This window comes from Roseomonas haemaphysalidis (assembly GCF_017355405.1).
GTDB classification, from domain to species: domain Bacteria; phylum Pseudomonadota; class Alphaproteobacteria; order Acetobacterales; family Acetobacteraceae; genus Pseudoroseomonas; species Pseudoroseomonas haemaphysalidis.
Window position 1 is genome coordinate 2,159,369 of sequence record NZ_CP061177.1, and the last position, 14,815, is coordinate 2,174,183.

A 14,815-nucleotide genomic window follows, 5' to 3' on the forward strand; every position below is an offset into this window, starting at 1 on the left:
CTCCAGAGGCTGTTGGATGCGGTGATGCTCCGCCCGCCGCTGCCGGGTGGCAAGGCCCCGGCGGCTTATTCCGCCGCGCGCGCCGCCGCCGGCGCCCATTCCGTCGGCGCCACGCTGCCGGTCTGCTCCAGGATCCGGCCATAAGCCTCGGGGCGGCGATGGGCGGCGAAGTTGAAGATGCTGGTGCGGCCCAGGCGGCACATGTCCAGGTCGCAGTCGGCGATGATCAGCTCGTCGTCCCAGCTCGTCGCCTCCGCCATGATCTGCCCCTGCGGGTTGACGATGATGGAGTTGCCGAACAGCTCACAGCCATCCTCGATGCCGGCCTTGGCCACCGCCACGCCGAAGGTGGCGTTCTGGTAGCAGCCCGCCTGGATGGATAGGTGGGAATGCAGCACCCGCAGGTGATGCGCCTCGAACCCCTTGGCGTCCTGGTTGATGGAAGGCGTGTTGTAGCCCAGCATCACCAGCTCCACCTGCTGCAGCCCCAGCACGCGCCAGGCTTCCGGCCAGCGGCGGTCGTTGCAGATCAGCATGCCGATGTTGACCGGGCCGGCGGAGCCCACCGGCGCGCGCACCACGGGGAAGCCCAGGTTGCCGACCTCGAAGTAGCGCTTTTCCAGGTGCTGCACGTTGCGCTTGGGGTCGAACTCGCGGTGCCCCGGCAGGTGCACCTTGCGGTACTTCAGCACCACCTCGCCCGAGGGATGCACGTAGACGGCGGTGTTGAAGTGCCGCTTGCGCACCACGCCCGCCTCGTCCGCCTCATGTGCGATCTCGGCGAAGCCCAGGTGGAAGCCGATGTTGTACTTGCGCGCCGCATCGAACAACGGCGCCGTCTCGTTGGACGGCAGCGCCTGCTCGTACCAGTGGTCGGCGTTGTTGATGTCCTCCTCGAACCAGCGCGGAAAGAAGGTGGTCAGCGCCAGCTCGGGGAAGACCACGACCTCGGCGCCGCGCTTGTGGGCCAGCTCCATCAGCCGCACCAGGCGCGCGACGACGACATCGCGCCCCTCCGCCTTCTGGATGGGGCCGAGCTGGGCGGCGGCGACGGTCAGGCGACGGGACATGGCGGTGGCTCCTTCAGGGGGACGGGCGGGGCGGCTCAGTGGCTGGCGGCGGGCGGCATGGGGTCGATGAAGTCCCCGGCATGCTCCATCTGCACCTCGGCGACGGCTTGCATGAAGGCATCGTCCCAGGCGTCCTCCAGCGCGTCCATCAGCGCTTCTGCGGCCTCCTGGCTGCGCAGCAGTGCGACGCGGTCGCGCCCCGCCACCCAGACGGAAAAGGCCTCGGGGCCTTCCTCGCGGATCTCGAACATGGGGCGGGCTCCTTCAGGGCCGGCGGGTCGGGTGGACGACGGTGGACGGGGATTCGGGCGGCGCGGCGGCGGTGGGGGGGACGCCCGGCCCGGTGTCCGTGTCGCCACCCTTCTGCCGCAACAGCAGAAAGGTGACGCGGCCCACCACGGCGCAGAAGATCCAGCCACCGGCGGCCAGCCACAACGTGGTGCCCGGCCCGGTGGCCCAGACCCACAGGGCCAGCGCCACCAGCACGGACAGGACGACCAAGAACAGGCGCATCCGCCCCGGCCTCAGTCGAGGCCGAGATAGGTGTCGCGGTTCTGGCGCGGCACGAAGCGGCCGGCACCCGGCGCGGCCAGCACCCGCTCGCCATCCCACAACTGCCGCCCGCGCAGAAAGGACGCGGCGACGCGCGCCTTGACCGGGCGGCCGTGATACGGCGACCAGCGGGTTTCCGGGCGGTCCTGGATGATCGCCTCGTCGAAGGTGAAGTCGCCCTCCTGCATCACCAGCACGTCGGCGTCCGAGCCGACGCGCAGCGCGCCCTTTCGGGGGTAGAGGCCGTGGAACTTTGCGGTCCGCTCGGCGCCGTACTTGGCCATCAGCGTCAGCGGCAGGCCGCGCTCGACGAGCAAGGAATAGAAGACGGGCGCGAAGGACTGCAGGCCGGTCAGCCCGGCGCCGCAGGCGAAGATGTCGTCGCCCAGCTTCTTTTCGCGCGGCCAGGGCGCGTGGTCGGTGGACACGTAGGCGACCTTGCCGGCCACCAGCGCCGCCCACATGCGCTCCACCTCCGCGGCGGTGCGGAAGGGCGGGTTGCACTTGCCGAAGCCCTTGAGGCGGACCAGGTCCTCCTCCGTCATGCAGAGATACTGCAGACAGGCCTCGCCGGTGGACATCGCACCCTGGGCGCGGAAGCTTTCCGCGATGTCGAAGCCGCGGGCAACGGAGGAGTGCGCGATGTGCACATGCGCCCCTGTCTCAAGCCCGATCTCGAAGATCTCCAGGTCCGCCATGGTTTCGGCCAGGGGCGGGCGGGTGCGCGCGTGCATGATGGGATCGACGCGCCCGGTGGCCTTGGCTTCCGCCGTCAGCCGCTCCACCAGCTCCTGGTCCTCGTTGTGGAGCGCGACCATCAGCCCGGTCTTGGCGATCTCGCGAAAGGCGGCGACCATGGTGGGATGGTCGATGCGCGGAAAGCGCACCGCGTCATATTCATAAGTGGACAGCTTGAAGGCAGAGACGCCGGCCTCCGCCAGCCCGGCGATGGCATCCACGCCGCCCTGCTTGGTGATGGTGCCGTACAGCGCCACGTCCACATGCGCGGTGGCGTTCACCACCTCCACCTTCTCGGCCAGGATGGCGGCGCTGGTCACGGCGCGGGGCACGTCGTAGGGCATGTCCACGCAGGTGGTGACGCCGCCGGCGGCGGCGGAGCGGGTCGCGCCTTCGATACCTGCCCAGCCGATCGCGCTGCTGGTGTGCATGTGGCCGTCCACCAGCCCGGGCAGCAGGGTGTGGCCGCTGAAGTCGTGAATCTCGGTGGCGGGGGGCAGGGCGCCTTCGCCGATCGCGGCGATCGTCTCGCCGCGGATGGCGATGTAGCCGTCCGGCACGATGCGGTCGGGAAGGACGAGATTGCCGCGCAGCACGCGGTCGAAGGGAAGCTGCGTCACAAGGTGAGCCTCACGCGATGGGTGTCCGTCGCGCCAGGATACAACGGGCCACGCCGATGCGCGACCCGCCGCCGCATCATTGCCCGTTGGGGGACAGCACCATGCAGGGGCCGCGCACGGCGCGGCAGGTGGTGCGCGCCTGAGCGGAAGACAGCCCCGTGACCCGCGCGCGCCAGAAGGTGCTGCCCCGCACCTGCACGCGCTCCACCGCCGTGCTGCCGCCGCGCGCCGCGGCCCGCTTGGCCGCCGCCTGGGCCGGGGCCCGGTCGGCGAAGGCGCCCACCTGCACCGCCCAGTCGCCGGGCTCGGCGCGCGCGGGCGGGCGGGCGGGTGCCGCCAGCGCCGGACGGCTGACCACGGCGCGCACGCTGCCGCCGGTCTGCACCCGTGCGGCCGGTGCGATCACCGGCGCGGCCTGGGCCATGCCGACCAGGGACGGCCCGCGCCGGCTGGACATCATCATGTCCGTTTGCGGCGCGCCGGTGCCGCGCTCGTCGAAGCCACGGTCCAGCAGCGCCATGACGTGCTGGTCCCGCTCGGCGCCGCTGGCGCCGCCGAACACCACCGCGATCATCCGCACGCCGTTGCGCATGGCGCTGGCGGCGAGGTTGAAGCCGCTGGCGTTGATGAAGCCGGTCTTGATGCCGTCGGCGCCCGGGTAGCTGTCCAGGAGCCGGTTGTGGCCATAAACGGTGCGGCCGTTCCAGTCGAAGGACTGCACGCTGAAATAGGCATAGCGTTCCGGGAAGTCGCGGATCAACGCCTGGCTGAGCCGCGCCATGTCCCGCGCCGTGGTGTACTGCCCTGGGTCCGGCAGGCCGGACGCGTTGCGGAACACCGTGTTGCGCATGCCGAGGCTGCGCGCCATCGCGGTCATGCGCGCGCCAAAGGCCGCCTCGCTGCCGCCGCCCGCCAGATGCTGGCCGAGCGAGGACGCGGCGTCGTTGGCCGACTTCGTGACCATGGCCAGGATGGCGTCGCGCGCGCTGATGGTGCTGCCGGCCCGCAGGCCGAGCTTGGACGGCGGCTGCGCGGCGGCGCTGGGCGTGACGCGGATGCGCGTGTCCGGCCGCAGCCGGCCGCGCTGCATGGCATCGAAGGCCATGTAGAGCGTCATCATCTTGGTGAGCGATGCCGGGTAGCGGCGCTCATCCGCCGCCACGGACACGATGGTTTCCCCGGTGTTGGCGTCCATCACGAAGGACGCGTAGCGCTCGCTGCCGATCTGCGCCTGCGCTGGCCGCGCGATGCTGATGGTGGCGGCGGCGAGCAGCGCGAACGCGAAGGCGCGGCACCGCGCAAGGCCGTGGCTGGACATGATGGCAGGCTCCCCTTGCGCGCACGGTCCAAAACGCCCCCCCGGGCACCGCGCGCATCCCCCCGGCATCACGCCTTTGCGGGGCGCGGGCCGACGCGCCGCCGCTGCCGGCGGCGCGGCCCCACAATGCAGAGTTGTGGCGCCGGATGGAAGCACCCCATGCGCCATTGATGGAGATAAATTTACCTCCGATGCGCCCGCGCAACCATGCCGTTCCGCAATGGACGACCGCGCCGGGGCAGCGCACAAACACGCCGGGAACCCGACAAGGAGGAATTCTCCGCATGAAGCTGCATTCCGTGAAGGTGCATCCGTCCAAGGCGCTGCTGGCGCGCGAGGACCAGCTGGCCTGGAAGATCGCCGGCGTGGCGGCCGACAAGGTGACCGTGCAGAAGCCGGTCGCCGAGATGATCATCAACCGCATCATCGACAACGCCGCCGTCGCCATCGCCTCCGTCAACCGCCCGGCGCCGACCTCGGCGCGGCAGATGGCGCTGGGCAACGCCCGCAAGGGGGGCGCCGCCATCTTCGGCCTGCCCGGCTCCAAGGGCTTTTCGCCCGAATGGGCCGCCTGGGCGAACGGCACGGCGGTGCGCGAGCTGGACATGCACGACACCTTCCTCGCCGCCGACTACTCCCACCCCGGCGACAACATCCCGCCGATCCTGGCCGTGGCGCAGACCCTCGGCCGCTCGGGCCGCGACCTGATCCGCGGCATCGCCACGGGCTACGAGATCCAGGTGGACCTCGTGAAGGCGATCTGCCTGCATGAGCACAAGGTGGACCACATCGCGCATCTCGGGCCCTCGGCCGCGGCCGGCATCGGCACGCTGCTCGGCCTGAAGCAGGAGGTGATCTACCAGGCGGTGCAGCAGGCGCTGCACACCACGGTCACCTTCCGGCAAAGCCGCAAGGGCGAGATCAGCTCCTGGAAGGCCTTCGCACCCGCCCATGCCGGCAAGCTGGCGGTGGAGGCGGTGGACCGCGCCATGCGTGGCGAGGGCGCGCCGAGCCCGATCTACGAGGGCGAGGATTCCGTGATCGCCTGGGTGCTGTCCGGCCGCAGCAACCGCGCGGACGTCTACGGCCCCGACTACTACCAGGTGCCGCTGCCGGAAAAGGGCGAGGCCAAGCGCGCCATCCTCGACACCTACACCAAGGAGCACTCGGCCGAATACCAGAGCCAGGCGCTGATCGACCTCGCCTTCCGGATGCGCGGCAAGATCGAGGACATGGAGGCGATCGAGAGCATCGTCATCCACACCAGCCACCACACCCACTACGTGATCGGCACCGGCGCCAACGACCCACAGAAGATGGACCCCAAGGCGTCGCGCGAAACGCTGGACCATTCCATCATGTACATCTTCGCCGTCGCGCTGCAGGACGGCAGCTGGCACCACGAGGCCAGCTATGCGCCACGCCGCGCCAACCGCGCCGATACCGTGCGGCTGTGGCACAAGGTGGAGACGCGCGAGGATGCCGAGTGGACCCGCCGCTATCATTCGGTGGACCCGGCCGAGAAAGCCTTCGGCGCCCGTGTCGAGATCCGCATGAAGGACGGCACGGTGCTGGTGGACGAGATGGCCGTGGCCAACGCCCACCCGCTCGGCGCCCGGCCTTTCGAGCGCGAGCACTACATCCGCAAGTTCGAGGAGATGACCGGCGATATCCTGGCGCCACGTGAAAGCGCGCGCTTTCTGGAGGTGGTGCAGGACCTGCCGAGGCTGGCGGCGGGCGAGCTGCATCTCCTGAACCCGGCCCTGCCGCGCGGCGCGCTGGCCGAAGGCAAGCCGGGCATCTTCTGAGGAAGCAAGGCGGCAGCGGCGGATTCGCCAAGCCGCCGGCCGCGTCCCGAAACACACAGCGGGCAAAAAAAGCGGCGATGGTGAAACCCATCGCCGCTGGAAATGCAACGTGTCTATGCGGATTTCGTTGACAAGCGGATTGGGCGTGAAGATAGCGTGGTGCGTGCGTGGTGAATTGAGTGCGATTCGTGTGGAGGCCGTCGAGGCGGCACCACCGGAAGCCCCGGTTCAGGATCGCCGCAATCGGAAAGGATGAAGCCTGGCGCGGGAAAGTCTGCGGCAGGCACCGGGCGGGGAGCCCGGGCGGGTGCTAGCCGGCGTGGCGGGCAGGGGCGTGGATGGGTCGAACCCCGCCGCTTCCATGCTTTCTTCACCGGTGCATGCGATCATCCGGACTGATGGCGAAGACAGATGCACGGCACCGCGCCGCGTTGTCCCGGATGGGACGGGGCGGATCGGATGAGCCCAGGACGACTCGGCAAGGAGAGCCAGCTAATGACCGACAATAACGAGACCGACGCCGGCAAGCCGGGTGCGGACCGGGCCCAGCCCATGGCGATGAGCACGAGCCGCCGCACGGCCGGCACGCGCAAGGCCAGCACCGCTGGCCGCAAGCCTGCCGCCAAGCCGGCGGCGAAGAAGACCGCTGCGGCCGCGCCGAAGAAGGCCGCCGCCAGCACCACCCGCAAGCCGGCGGCGAAGAAGACCGCTGCCGCCGCGCCGAAGAAGGCCGCCGCCAGCACCGCCCGCAAGCCGGCGGCGAAGAAGACCGCCGCCGCCGCGCCGAAGAAGGCCGCCAGCAGCACCGCCCGCAAGCCGGCGGCGAAGAAGACCGCCGCCGCCGCGCCGAAGAAGGCCGCCGCCAGCACCGCCCGCAAGCCGGCGGCGCGCAAGACCGCTGCCGCCGCGCCGAAGAAGGCCGCTGCCAGCACCGCCCGCAAGCCGGCGGCGCGCAAGACCGCTGCCGCCGCGCCGAAGAAGGCTGCTGCCAGCACCGCCCGCAAGCCGGCGGCGCGCAAGACCGCTGCCGCCGCGCCGAAGAAGGCCGCTGCCAGCACCGCCCGCAAGCCTGCGGCGAAGAAGACCGCTGCGGCCGCGCCGAAGAAGGCCGCCAGCAGCACCGCCCGCAAGCCGGCGGCGCGCAAGACCACCACTGCCGCCGCGCCGAAGAAGGCTGCTGCCAGCACCGCCCGCAAGCCGGCGGCGCGCAAGACCACCGCTGCCGCCGCGCCGAAGAAGGCTGCCAGCACCACCACCCGCAAGCCGCGTGCGCCCAAGGCTGACGTGCCGGCGGTGACCGAGGCACCCGCGCCCAAGAAGCGCGCCGCGCCGCGCAAGAAGGCCGCGCCGCAGGAACTGCCGATGCCGATGCCGGAGCCGACCCCCGCGCCGATGCCGGAGTCGATGACGGACGAGCTGAACGGCAGCAACTGAACCTTGCCGCCAAGCTGAGAGAAGGAGGCGCCGCTGGAACCAGCGGCGCCTTTTTTCATGGCGGGTCGTGGCTTTGCAGGCCCACGTGCATCGCCTAGCCTCCCCCCCAGGGGGAAAAGCATCATGAGCGACAACATCCGGCGTGTTCTGTATCTCAGCCACGCGCCCGACAAGGTGTACGCGCTGTGGCGTGCCGCCATGCCGCAGGGCTGCGAGCTGCTGACGCTGTCGGCCAACGACGATGCCGAGCGGCTGGCGCTCTTGCCCCTGGCGGATGCGGTGATCGTCGCCCCCGCGGTGCTGAAGCCCGAATGGGTGGCGGCCGCGCCCAACCTGCGGCTGGTGCAGCACCAGGGCGTCGGCTGGGAAGGCGAGACGCCCATCGCCGCGCTGCGCGAGCGGGGCATCCGCCTGGCCATCAACCCGCTTGGCACGCCCGAGGTGGTCAGCGAACACGCCCTGGCCCTGATGTTCAGCTGCCTGCGCCACATCCCGCGCGCCGACGCGGCGATGCGCCGGGGCGAATGGCTGGGCACCGCGATCCGCCCCATCTCGCGCAACCTGCGCGGCCGCACGGTGGGCATTGTCGGCATGGGGCGTATCGGCTCGGCCGTCGCGGCGTTGCTGCAGCCTTTCAATGTGCGCGGCCTTTACGCCGACCCGCTGGTGCAGCTGCCCGAAGGGCTGGAGCTGGCGTTGAACTTCCGCCGGGTGGCGCTGGACCGCCTGCTGCGGGAGTCGGACGTGGTGACGCTGCACCTGCCGGCCACCGCCGAAACCCGCCACATCATCAACGACGCCACGCTGGCCACCATGAAGCCCGAGGCGGTGCTGGTGAACTGCGCGCGCGGCGCGGTGGTGGACGAGGCCGCGCTGGCCCGGGCGCTGGCCGCCGGCACCATCCGCGCCGCCGGCATCGACGTCTTTTCGCCCGAGCCGCCATTGCCGGACAACCCGCTGCTGAAGCTGGAAAACGCGGTGCTGACCCCGCATGTCGCGGCCGGCACGCTGGATGCGATGATGGCCAAGGTGGAAGGGGCCACCGCCAACCTCGGACGCTTTTTCACCGATGGCAGCCTGGAAAACGAGATCGACCTGGCACGGCTGCCGTGATCGTCCGCCCGCTGCCGCCCGGCAGCCGCGCGCCCTTGGGGCCGTTGCTGGATGCCTATGCGGCGGAGATGCGGGGCGTCTTGGCGGGGGCCGCCATGCTGCGGCCCGGCGCCGCGCTGGCCCTGGTGCGGGACGACCCGCGCACCGAGCTGATGGGCGCCTTTGAGGACGGGCAGGCGGTGGGCTTCGCCTTGTTCCACGACCTGCCGGAGGCCGTCTTCGCACGCCGCTGCGGCCAGCTCGACGATCTTTTCGTGCGCGCCGACCGCCGCGGGCAGGGCATCGCGCGGGCATTGATCGGCGCCGTGGAGGCGGCCGGGCGGGAACGGCACTGGAGCCACCTGCGCTGGTTCGTGCCGCCCGAGGACCACGCGGCACTGGCCCTTTACCGCCGCATCGCTGAGGCCCCGGGGTGGCACAGCTTCGTGCTCAGGCTGGACCCCGCCGCCTCCATCTGATCGATCGCTTCAAAAGACCAGGGTTATGGCCTTAAGCTCCCATCCGGAGGAACAAGGCCATGAACATCACTCTCACCCGCCGTGCCGCGCTGGCTGGCGCCCTGGCGCTGCCATCGCTCGCCCGGGCGCAGCCGGCCCGGCCGGTCCGGCTGATCGTGCCTTACCCGCCCGGCGGCATCACGGACCTGGTGGCGCGCCGCGTGGCGGCGGCGCTGGGGACGTTGCAGGGCCGGGCATTCGTGGTGGACAACCGCCCCGGCGCCGGCGGCAACCTGGGGGCGGAGATCGCGGCCCACGCCGCGCCGGACGGCAACACGCTGTACATGGGCTTCGCCGGCACCCACGCCATGAATGTCAGCCTGTACCCGAAGCTGAACTACGATCCTGTCGCCGACTTCACGCCGCTGTCGCTGTTGATCGAATCCCCGCTGGCGCTGACGGTGCACCCATCCGTGCCGGCGAAGACGCTGGCGGAGCTGACGGCCTACGCCAAGGCCAACCCGGAAGCCCTGGCCTTCGGCTCCTCGGGCAATGGGGGCGCGTCGCACCGGGCGCTGGAGCTGTACAAGGCGGCGGCGGGGGTGCCCATCCTGCACGTGCCGTATCGCGGCGCCGCGGCGGCGAACACGGATCTGCTGGGCGGCAAGATCCAGGGCATGTTCGACACGCTGATCACCGCCATGCCGAACATCAGCGCGGGCGCCGTCCGTGCTTTGGCGGTCACCGGGCGCGGCCGCGCGGCCCTGCTGCCGGATGTGCCGACCATGGCCGAGGCCGGGCTGCCCGACTACAGCTTCTACACCTGGCTCGGCCTGCTGGCGCCGGCGGGGCTGCCGGCGGCGGAGCGCGACCGGCTGGTGGCGCAGATCGGCCAGGTGATGCGCGACCCGGCCATGGCGGCATGGTGCGCCGAGAACGGGTTGGAGCCGCGCCCGTCCAGTCCCGATGAATTCGCCGCCTACATGGCCGACGAGACGGAGCGCTTCGCGCGCTTCGTCAAGGAAACCGGCATGCGGATCGAGTAGCCTCTAGTTCCGTTTGCGCAGCGCGCGGACAAAGCCGTGGCCGGCTTCCGCGAAGCCGGTCGCGGCGCAGAAGCCGCGCGAGGCCTCATCCTCCACGCGCCATTCCAGGCTGTCGCAGCCGGCCTGCCGCGCGGCCTGGGACGCGGCCTTCAGCAGCATGCGGCCGATGCCCCGGTGCCGCTCCTCCTCCGCCACCACCAGGGTGGAGATGCGGGCCACGCTGCGGGCGGCGTGCAGCACCGGGTGCCAGTGCAGCGCCGCCACCCCCACCACGGGGCCGTAGTCAGCGGCGACCATCAGCGTCGAGTGCGGGTCTTGCGCGATGGCCTCCAGCCGTCCTGCCATCTCGTCTTCCGGCTGGCGCAGCAGGCGCGCGATGTCCGCCGCGTCCAGCGGCACCGCGCCGCGCAGTTCGACGCCGCGGCGCATCCCATAGGCCATCAGCCGAAGGTGGTCAGCAGGTCGTCCACCTGCGCCGGGGTCAACTCGCGGGCCGGCATTCCGCGCAGCAGCAGCGCGAGGCGGGCGGATTCCTCCAGCTCCTCTGACGCATAGACGGCGTCCAGCAGCGTCTTGCCGGACACCACGGGGCCATGGTTGGCCAGCAGAAGCGCTCGGGCTTCCAGCGCCGCCGCATGCACCGCAGGCTCCATCGCGCCGTCGCCGGGGCGGTAATAGGGCACCACCGGCAGGCGGCGGCCGATGCGCATCACGAAATAGGGTGTCAGCGGCGGGATCGGCGCGTCCTCGCCCGGCGCGGCCAGGCAGCCGATGGCGGTGGCGTGGGTGGAATGCAGATGCACCACCGCGCCCGCTTCCGGCCGGGCGGACAGCACGGCGCGGTGCAGGAACACCTCCTTGGACGGCTTGTCGCCGCCGACATGCCGCCACTCCGCGTCCAGCTTGCTGATTCGCGCCGCATCCAGGCTGCCGAGCGAGGAATTGGTCGGCGTCATCAGGAAGCCGTCCGGCAACCGCACGCTGATGTTGCCGGCGCTGCCCACGGAATAGCCGCGCTGGAACAGGCTGGCACCGAGGCGGACCAGCTGATCCCGGATTTCCTGCTCGGTCATTGGAAGGCCTTCAGAAAGAAGTCACGCGCGCCGAAATTGCCGGACTTCAGGGCCAGATGCAGGTTGCCCGGCTCCGCATAGGTCCAGGGCACGCCGGGGTCGATCTGCGGGCCGATGCGCAGGCTCTTCACGCCCAGCTTCTGCACCACGGCGCCGGAGGTCTCGCCGCCCGCCACCACGAGCTGCCCCACGCCGCGCGCCACCAGCTCGGCCGCGATGTCCGCCAGGGCGTGCTCCACCAGCATGCCGGCCGCGTCGCGACCCAGCTTCTGTTGCAAGGCCGCCACCTTGTCCGGCGGTGCGGAGGCGGCGATCACCACAGGCCGCTCTTCCGACAGCTTGCCGTCCATCCAGGCCCGCGCCTGTGCCACCAGCGCGGCGGCATCGGGCGTTTCCAGCGCGTCCAGCTCCAGCACCGGCACGTGGTCGCGCGCCAGCCCGATCTGCCCCAGCGTGGCGCGGGAGCAGGAGCCGGCGACCACAGCCATGGCGCCGCGTGCCTCAGGCAGCTCGTCGGCGTCCTCGCGGTCCGGCAGCAGGCCCATGGCGCGGAAATTGGCCGGCAGGCCCATGGCGATGCCGGAGCCGCCGGTGACCAGCGCGTGCTCGGCGCAGGCGGCGCCGATGGCGTGCAGATGCGCTTCCGTGACCGCGTCCGTGATGGCGTAGCGGCGGCCGGCGTCACGCATGGCGGTGAAGGCGCGGCGGATGGCGCCTTCGCCCTGCTCTACGGTGTTGAACGGCACCAGCCCGACGCCGCCCTCGGTTTGCCGCGCCAGAACCCGCACCAGGTTGGCGTCGCGCATGGGGGTCAGCGGGTGGTTCTCCATGCCGCTCTCGTTGAGCAGCACGCCGCCCACGAACAGATGGCCCTGGAAGATGCTGCGGTTGTTGGCGGGAAAGGCCGGGCAGGCGATGGCGAAGCCCGATTGCAGGCGCCGCAGCAGCGCATCCGCCACAGGGCCGATATTGCCTTCCGCCGTGCTGTCGAAAGTGGAGCAGTATTTGAAGAAGATCTGCCGGGCGCCCGCGGCCAGCAGCGCCTCGCAGGCCGCGAGGCTTTCGGCCACCGCCTGCGGCGCCGGCACGGTGCGGGACTTCAGCGCCACCACCACGGCATCGGCCTCCGGCATGTTCGAACCTGGGGGGCCATCAGGCACGCCGATCACCTGCACGGTGCGCATGCCGTGCGCCACCAGCATGGCGGCGAGGTCGGTGGCGCCGGTAAAATCGTCGGCGATGCAGCCCAGGATCGGCATGGCGAAGGGTTCCTCGGTAATTTCTTAATTGATCGTGCGCGCAGTTTTGGGCATCGCCGGCGGCAGCGCCAGCAGGTCCTGGTGGCCGACCACGGCGGACAGCCGGCCGCGCGCCGCCTGCAAGGCCCGGTCGCGCCGCCACTGCTCCACCTGCGCGGCCAGCGGGCGGGGCAGGCGCTTCAGGGCCGCATCCGCGTGGCCATCCGCCAGCGCCTCGCCCATCGCCGGCACGGCGGCGGGCACGCGCCAGGGGCTGGGGGCGGTGGTGACGGAAAAGCCGCGCGCCCGAAAGGCGGCGGCCATGAAGCCCGGGGCCGCCGGACCCAGCGCCGGTCCGCCGAAACCCTTGTCGCGCCGCTGGTCCCGCAGAAAGCCGCGCGCCACCAGCCGGTCGGCGGGGTGGGGCGGAAAAAAGCCCTCGCGCCCGTCGACGTTCAGCGCGGCATAGAAGGGCACCCGCAGGGCGGCGGCCATGCGCGCCACCCAGGGGCGGGACACGAGGTCGCACAGCGCGGTGCTGACCACGGCATCGGCTTCCTCCAGCTTCAGCACGCCGGGCGCCTCGTTCAGGTCGGCGATCTGTGCCTCGACCCGCCAGGGGCCGACCGGGGTCAGCACCAGCATCACGCGCGGCTTGGGCAACTGCACGCCCCAGCCGACGCGCTCCGCCGCATCGGCGATCTCGGCGAAGGCGCGCTCGATCAGCGCGGGGTCGGAATCCACCAGCGTCCAGATCTGCGTGCGGCCGATATAGGGCGCCAGCCAGCGGAACAAGGCGCCGGTGCCGGCCCCGAGGTCGATGATGCGCGGCCGCGCCGGCAGCGCCGCGGCCAGCGCGAGCGCCAAAGGCACGGCGCGGGCGCGGGCGTCGAAGGGTTCGCGCAGTTGCAGCCAGTCGCCGTCGAAGCCCTCGCTCATGCATCCATCTCGCGCAGAAAGGCGGCGGCGCGGTCGGGCCAGCGGGGCAGGGACTGCCCGGCCTGCCAGGCGGCCTCGGCCATCTCGGCGCGCAGCGCGGTGTCGAAGATCGGCCGCCGCATGGCGCGGGAATAGGAGGTGACGTCGCCCGGCGGGGCGATGATGCCGGCGGTGGGGGGCACCACGTCCGCGATGGCGCCGCCCGCGGTGATGGCCACCGGCAGGCCGCGCGCCAGCGCTTCCGCCGCCGCCATGCCATAGCCTTCCCAATGCGTGGCCAGCGCGAAAAGGTCGGCCCCGGCGTAGAAGGCTTCCAGCGCCGGCTGGTCCACCTCCCCCGCGAAGGTGACGCGGCCGGCGATGGAAAGCTCCTCGGCCAGCGCGGCCAGGGTTTGCGCGTGGGTCCGGTCGCGCGGCGCACCGGCGATGGTCAGCGTCCAGTCCAGATCGGTCAGGCGGGCCAGGGCGCGCAACAGCACGTCGTGCCCCTTGCGCGGCGTCAGCACGCCGACGGACAGGATGGCGCAGCCCGGCCCGCCCGAGCCGCGCGAGCGTTCCGCCGGGTCGGTGCCCGGCTCCACCACGCCGATCTTCTCGGCGGAAACCGGAAACTCCAGTGGCAGCCGGTCGGCGGTGAGGCGGGAGGTGGTGACGAGGCGCGCCATGCGCGGAAACAACGCGGCTTCCAGTTGCTTGAGCCGCGCGCGGTCTTCGTCCGGCACGCCGGGCTCGATCGCCGTCGGGTGGTGGATCAGGCCGATGGCGCCGCGTTGCTCCAATTCATCCGCGAACGGCGCGAAGGCGGGCAGGCCGAGGCCGTCGATGATCAGGCGCGTGTCGGCCGGCACGCGGTCCAGCGCGGCGCGCGCGGCGGCGGTGGCGGCGTCATCCGGCAGCGGGTGGCGGCCTTCCAGCTCGACCACGCTCACCTCATGCCCCGCGGCGCGGAAACCCTCCACCAGCCGGCGGTCATAGCCATAGCCGCCCGAGACGGTGCTGAACGGCCCGGGGACCAGCAGCGCCAGCTTCATCAGAGCGCGGCCTCATAGGCGGCCCAGGCCAGCGGGCTTTCGCGCAGCAGCACCTTGATGGACTGCACGGCGCGCGCGCCCTCGCCGAAGCGGCCGTCCCTGATCGCCCTGACCAGCTCGCCATGGATATAGGAGCACAGAAACTCCGTGCTGGTGTTCTGGCCTGCGAAGATGCCCATGTCGTCCAGGTTGTTGTAGTCGAAGCCGTCCAGGATCTTGCGCAGCTCCACGCGGGCGGCGGCGATGTCGATCAGCAGGTTCAGGCGGTCCAGCTTCTCGGCACGGAATTCCGCCTCCACCACGAAGGTTGCGCCGTGCACGCGCTGCGCCGGGCCGAATTCCTCGCCCTTGAAGCTGTGGGCGACCATGACGTGGTCGGCGACGGTCAGGCTGTACAT

The 14,815-nt window shown here is 71.4% G+C and carries 16 protein-coding genes; 5 read left to right on the plus strand and 11 right to left on the minus strand.

Translation table 11 applies throughout. The features are described from left to right. Positions 1 to 65 precede the first annotated feature (65 nt). From IAI59_RS09985 to IAI59_RS10005, 5 genes are all read right to left on the minus strand, one after another. A complete protein-coding gene (locus IAI59_RS09985; protein ID WP_207416389.1) occupies positions 66 to 1,070 on the minus strand; it encodes an N-carbamoyl-D-amino-acid hydrolase in 1,005 nt (334 codons plus the stop codon). Between the two features lie 35 nt (positions 1,071 to 1,105). Continuing rightward, on the minus strand, positions 1,106 to 1,321 hold the full coding sequence (locus IAI59_RS09990; RefSeq protein ID WP_207416390.1) for a hypothetical protein: 216 nt from the start codon (positions 1,319 to 1,321) through the stop codon (positions 1,106 to 1,108). Between the two features lie 13 nt (positions 1,322 to 1,334). Next, complete coding sequence (locus tag IAI59_RS09995) at positions 1,335 to 1,583, minus strand: hypothetical protein (RefSeq protein WP_207416391.1); 249 nt, start codon at positions 1,581 to 1,583, stop codon at positions 1,335 to 1,337. Between the two features lie 11 nt (positions 1,584 to 1,594). Then, complete coding sequence (locus tag IAI59_RS10000) at positions 1,595 to 2,980, minus strand: dihydroorotase (RefSeq protein WP_207416392.1); 1,386 nt, start codon at positions 2,978 to 2,980, stop codon at positions 1,595 to 1,597. Between the two features lie 76 nt (positions 2,981 to 3,056). Next, positions 3,057 to 4,298: a D-alanyl-D-alanine carboxypeptidase family protein gene (locus IAI59_RS10005; protein WP_207416393.1), complete on the minus strand. Its 1,242-nt coding sequence runs from the start codon at positions 4,296 to 4,298 to the stop codon at positions 3,057 to 3,059. A gap of 284 nt (positions 4,299 to 4,582) precedes the next feature. Here IAI59_RS10005 and IAI59_RS10010 point away from each other — a divergent pair, with 284 nt between their 5' ends. From IAI59_RS10010 to IAI59_RS10030, 5 genes are all read left to right on the plus strand, one after another. Beyond that, positions 4,583 to 6,106 (plus strand): MmgE/PrpD family protein, encoded by a 1,524-nt coding sequence (locus IAI59_RS10010; RefSeq protein ID WP_207416394.1) that lies wholly within the window; start codon positions 4,583 to 4,585, stop codon positions 6,104 to 6,106. A 411-nt stretch (positions 6,107 to 6,517) separates the two neighbouring features. Then, on the plus strand, positions 6,518 to 7,540 hold the full coding sequence (locus tag IAI59_RS10015; protein WP_207443781.1) for a hypothetical protein: 1,023 nt from the start codon (positions 6,518 to 6,520) through the stop codon (positions 7,538 to 7,540). 123 nt (positions 7,541 to 7,663) lie between these two features. After that, positions 7,664 to 8,653, plus strand: a complete 990-nt coding sequence (locus IAI59_RS10020) for a 2-hydroxyacid dehydrogenase (RefSeq protein ID WP_207416396.1) — start codon at positions 7,664 to 7,666, stop codon at positions 8,651 to 8,653. Beyond that, positions 8,650 to 9,111, plus strand: a complete 462-nt coding sequence (locus IAI59_RS10025; protein ID WP_207416397.1) for a GNAT family N-acetyltransferase — start codon at positions 8,650 to 8,652, stop codon at positions 9,109 to 9,111. Before IAI59_RS10020 ends, IAI59_RS10025 begins: the two co-directional genes overlap by 4 nt. A gap of 59 nt (positions 9,112 to 9,170) precedes the next feature. Further along, the gene (locus IAI59_RS10030) at positions 9,171 to 10,136 is read left to right on the plus strand and encodes a tripartite tricarboxylate transporter substrate binding protein (RefSeq protein WP_207416398.1); all 966 of its coding nucleotides are present in this window, start codon (positions 9,171 to 9,173) and stop codon (positions 10,134 to 10,136) included. A 3-nt stretch (positions 10,137 to 10,139) separates the two neighbouring features. Here IAI59_RS10030 and IAI59_RS10035 read toward each other — a convergent pair whose 3' ends face one another. From IAI59_RS10035 to IAI59_RS10060, 6 genes are read right to left on the minus strand one after another with little or no spacing between them, the layout of a single operon-like run. Beyond that, a complete protein-coding gene (locus IAI59_RS10035; RefSeq protein ID WP_207416399.1) occupies positions 10,140 to 10,577 on the minus strand; it encodes a GNAT family N-acetyltransferase in 438 nt (145 codons plus the stop codon). Beyond that, complete coding sequence (gene otnC, locus IAI59_RS10040) at positions 10,577 to 11,209, minus strand: 3-oxo-tetronate 4-phosphate decarboxylase (protein WP_207416400.1); 633 nt, start codon at positions 11,207 to 11,209, stop codon at positions 10,577 to 10,579. Before otnC ends, IAI59_RS10035 begins: the two co-directional genes overlap by 1 nt. Then, entirely contained in the window at positions 11,206 to 12,468 is a 1,263-nt protein-coding gene (otnK, locus tag IAI59_RS10045) for a 3-oxo-tetronate kinase (RefSeq protein WP_207416401.1), read from the minus strand. Before otnK ends, otnC begins: the two co-directional genes overlap by 4 nt. A 24-nt stretch (positions 12,469 to 12,492) precedes the next feature. After that, a complete protein-coding gene (locus IAI59_RS10050) occupies positions 12,493 to 13,386 on the minus strand; it encodes a class I SAM-dependent methyltransferase (RefSeq protein ID WP_207416402.1) in 894 nt (297 codons plus the stop codon). Beyond that, entirely contained in the window at positions 13,383 to 14,417 is a 1,035-nt protein-coding gene (locus tag IAI59_RS10055) for a glycosyltransferase family 4 protein (protein WP_207416403.1), read from the minus strand. The genes IAI59_RS10050 and IAI59_RS10055 overlap by 4 nt, the downstream gene beginning before the upstream one ends. Beyond that, positions 14,417 to 14,815, minus strand: a complete 399-nt coding sequence (locus tag IAI59_RS10060; protein WP_207416404.1) for a 6-pyruvoyl trahydropterin synthase family protein — start codon at positions 14,813 to 14,815, stop codon at positions 14,417 to 14,419. The genes IAI59_RS10055 and IAI59_RS10060 overlap by 1 nt, the downstream gene beginning before the upstream one ends.

Excerpts from the sequence above, each read along its gene's own strand:
- IAI59_RS10050 (WP_207416402.1), bottom strand. The coding sequence starts at position 13,386 with ATGAGCGAGGGCTTCGACGGCGACTGGCTGCAACTGCGCGAACCCTTC.
- IAI59_RS09995 (WP_207416391.1), bottom strand. The coding sequence starts at position 1,583 with ATGCGCCTGTTCTTGGTCGTCCTGTCCGTGCTGGTGGCGCTGGCCCTG.
- IAI59_RS10010 (WP_207416394.1), top strand. The coding sequence starts at position 4,583 with ATGAAGCTGCATTCCGTGAAGGTGCATCCGTCCAAGGCGCTGCTGGCG.
- IAI59_RS10060 (WP_207416404.1), bottom strand. The coding sequence starts at position 14,815 with ATGTACAGCCTGACCGTCGCCGACCACGTCATGGTCGCCCACAGCTTC.
- otnC (WP_207416400.1), bottom strand. The coding sequence starts at position 11,209 with ATGACCGAGCAGGAAATCCGGGATCAGCTGGTCCGCCTCGGTGCCAGC.
- IAI59_RS10005 (WP_207416393.1), bottom strand. The coding sequence starts at position 4,298 with ATGTCCAGCCACGGCCTTGCGCGGTGCCGCGCCTTCGCGTTCGCGCTG.
- IAI59_RS10020 (WP_207416396.1), top strand. The coding sequence starts at position 7,664 with ATGAGCGACAACATCCGGCGTGTTCTGTATCTCAGCCACGCGCCCGAC.
- IAI59_RS10035 (WP_207416399.1), bottom strand. The coding sequence starts at position 10,577 with ATGGCCTATGGGATGCGCCGCGGCGTCGAACTGCGCGGCGCGGTGCCG.
- otnK (WP_207416401.1), bottom strand. The coding sequence starts at position 12,468 with ATGCCGATCCTGGGCTGCATCGCCGACGATTTTACCGGCGCCACCGAC.
- IAI59_RS10030 (WP_207416398.1), top strand. The coding sequence starts at position 9,171 with ATGAACATCACTCTCACCCGCCGTGCCGCGCTGGCTGGCGCCCTGGCG.
- IAI59_RS09990 (WP_207416390.1), bottom strand. The coding sequence starts at position 1,321 with ATGTTCGAGATCCGCGAGGAAGGCCCCGAGGCCTTTTCCGTCTGGGTG.
- IAI59_RS10015 (WP_207443781.1), top strand. The coding sequence starts at position 6,518 with ATGCACGGCACCGCGCCGCGTTGTCCCGGATGGGACGGGGCGGATCGG.
- IAI59_RS09985 (WP_207416389.1), bottom strand. The coding sequence starts at position 1,070 with ATGTCCCGTCGCCTGACCGTCGCCGCCGCCCAGCTCGGCCCCATCCAG.
- IAI59_RS10055 (WP_207416403.1), bottom strand. The coding sequence starts at position 14,417 with ATGAAGCTGGCGCTGCTGGTCCCCGGGCCGTTCAGCACCGTCTCGGGC.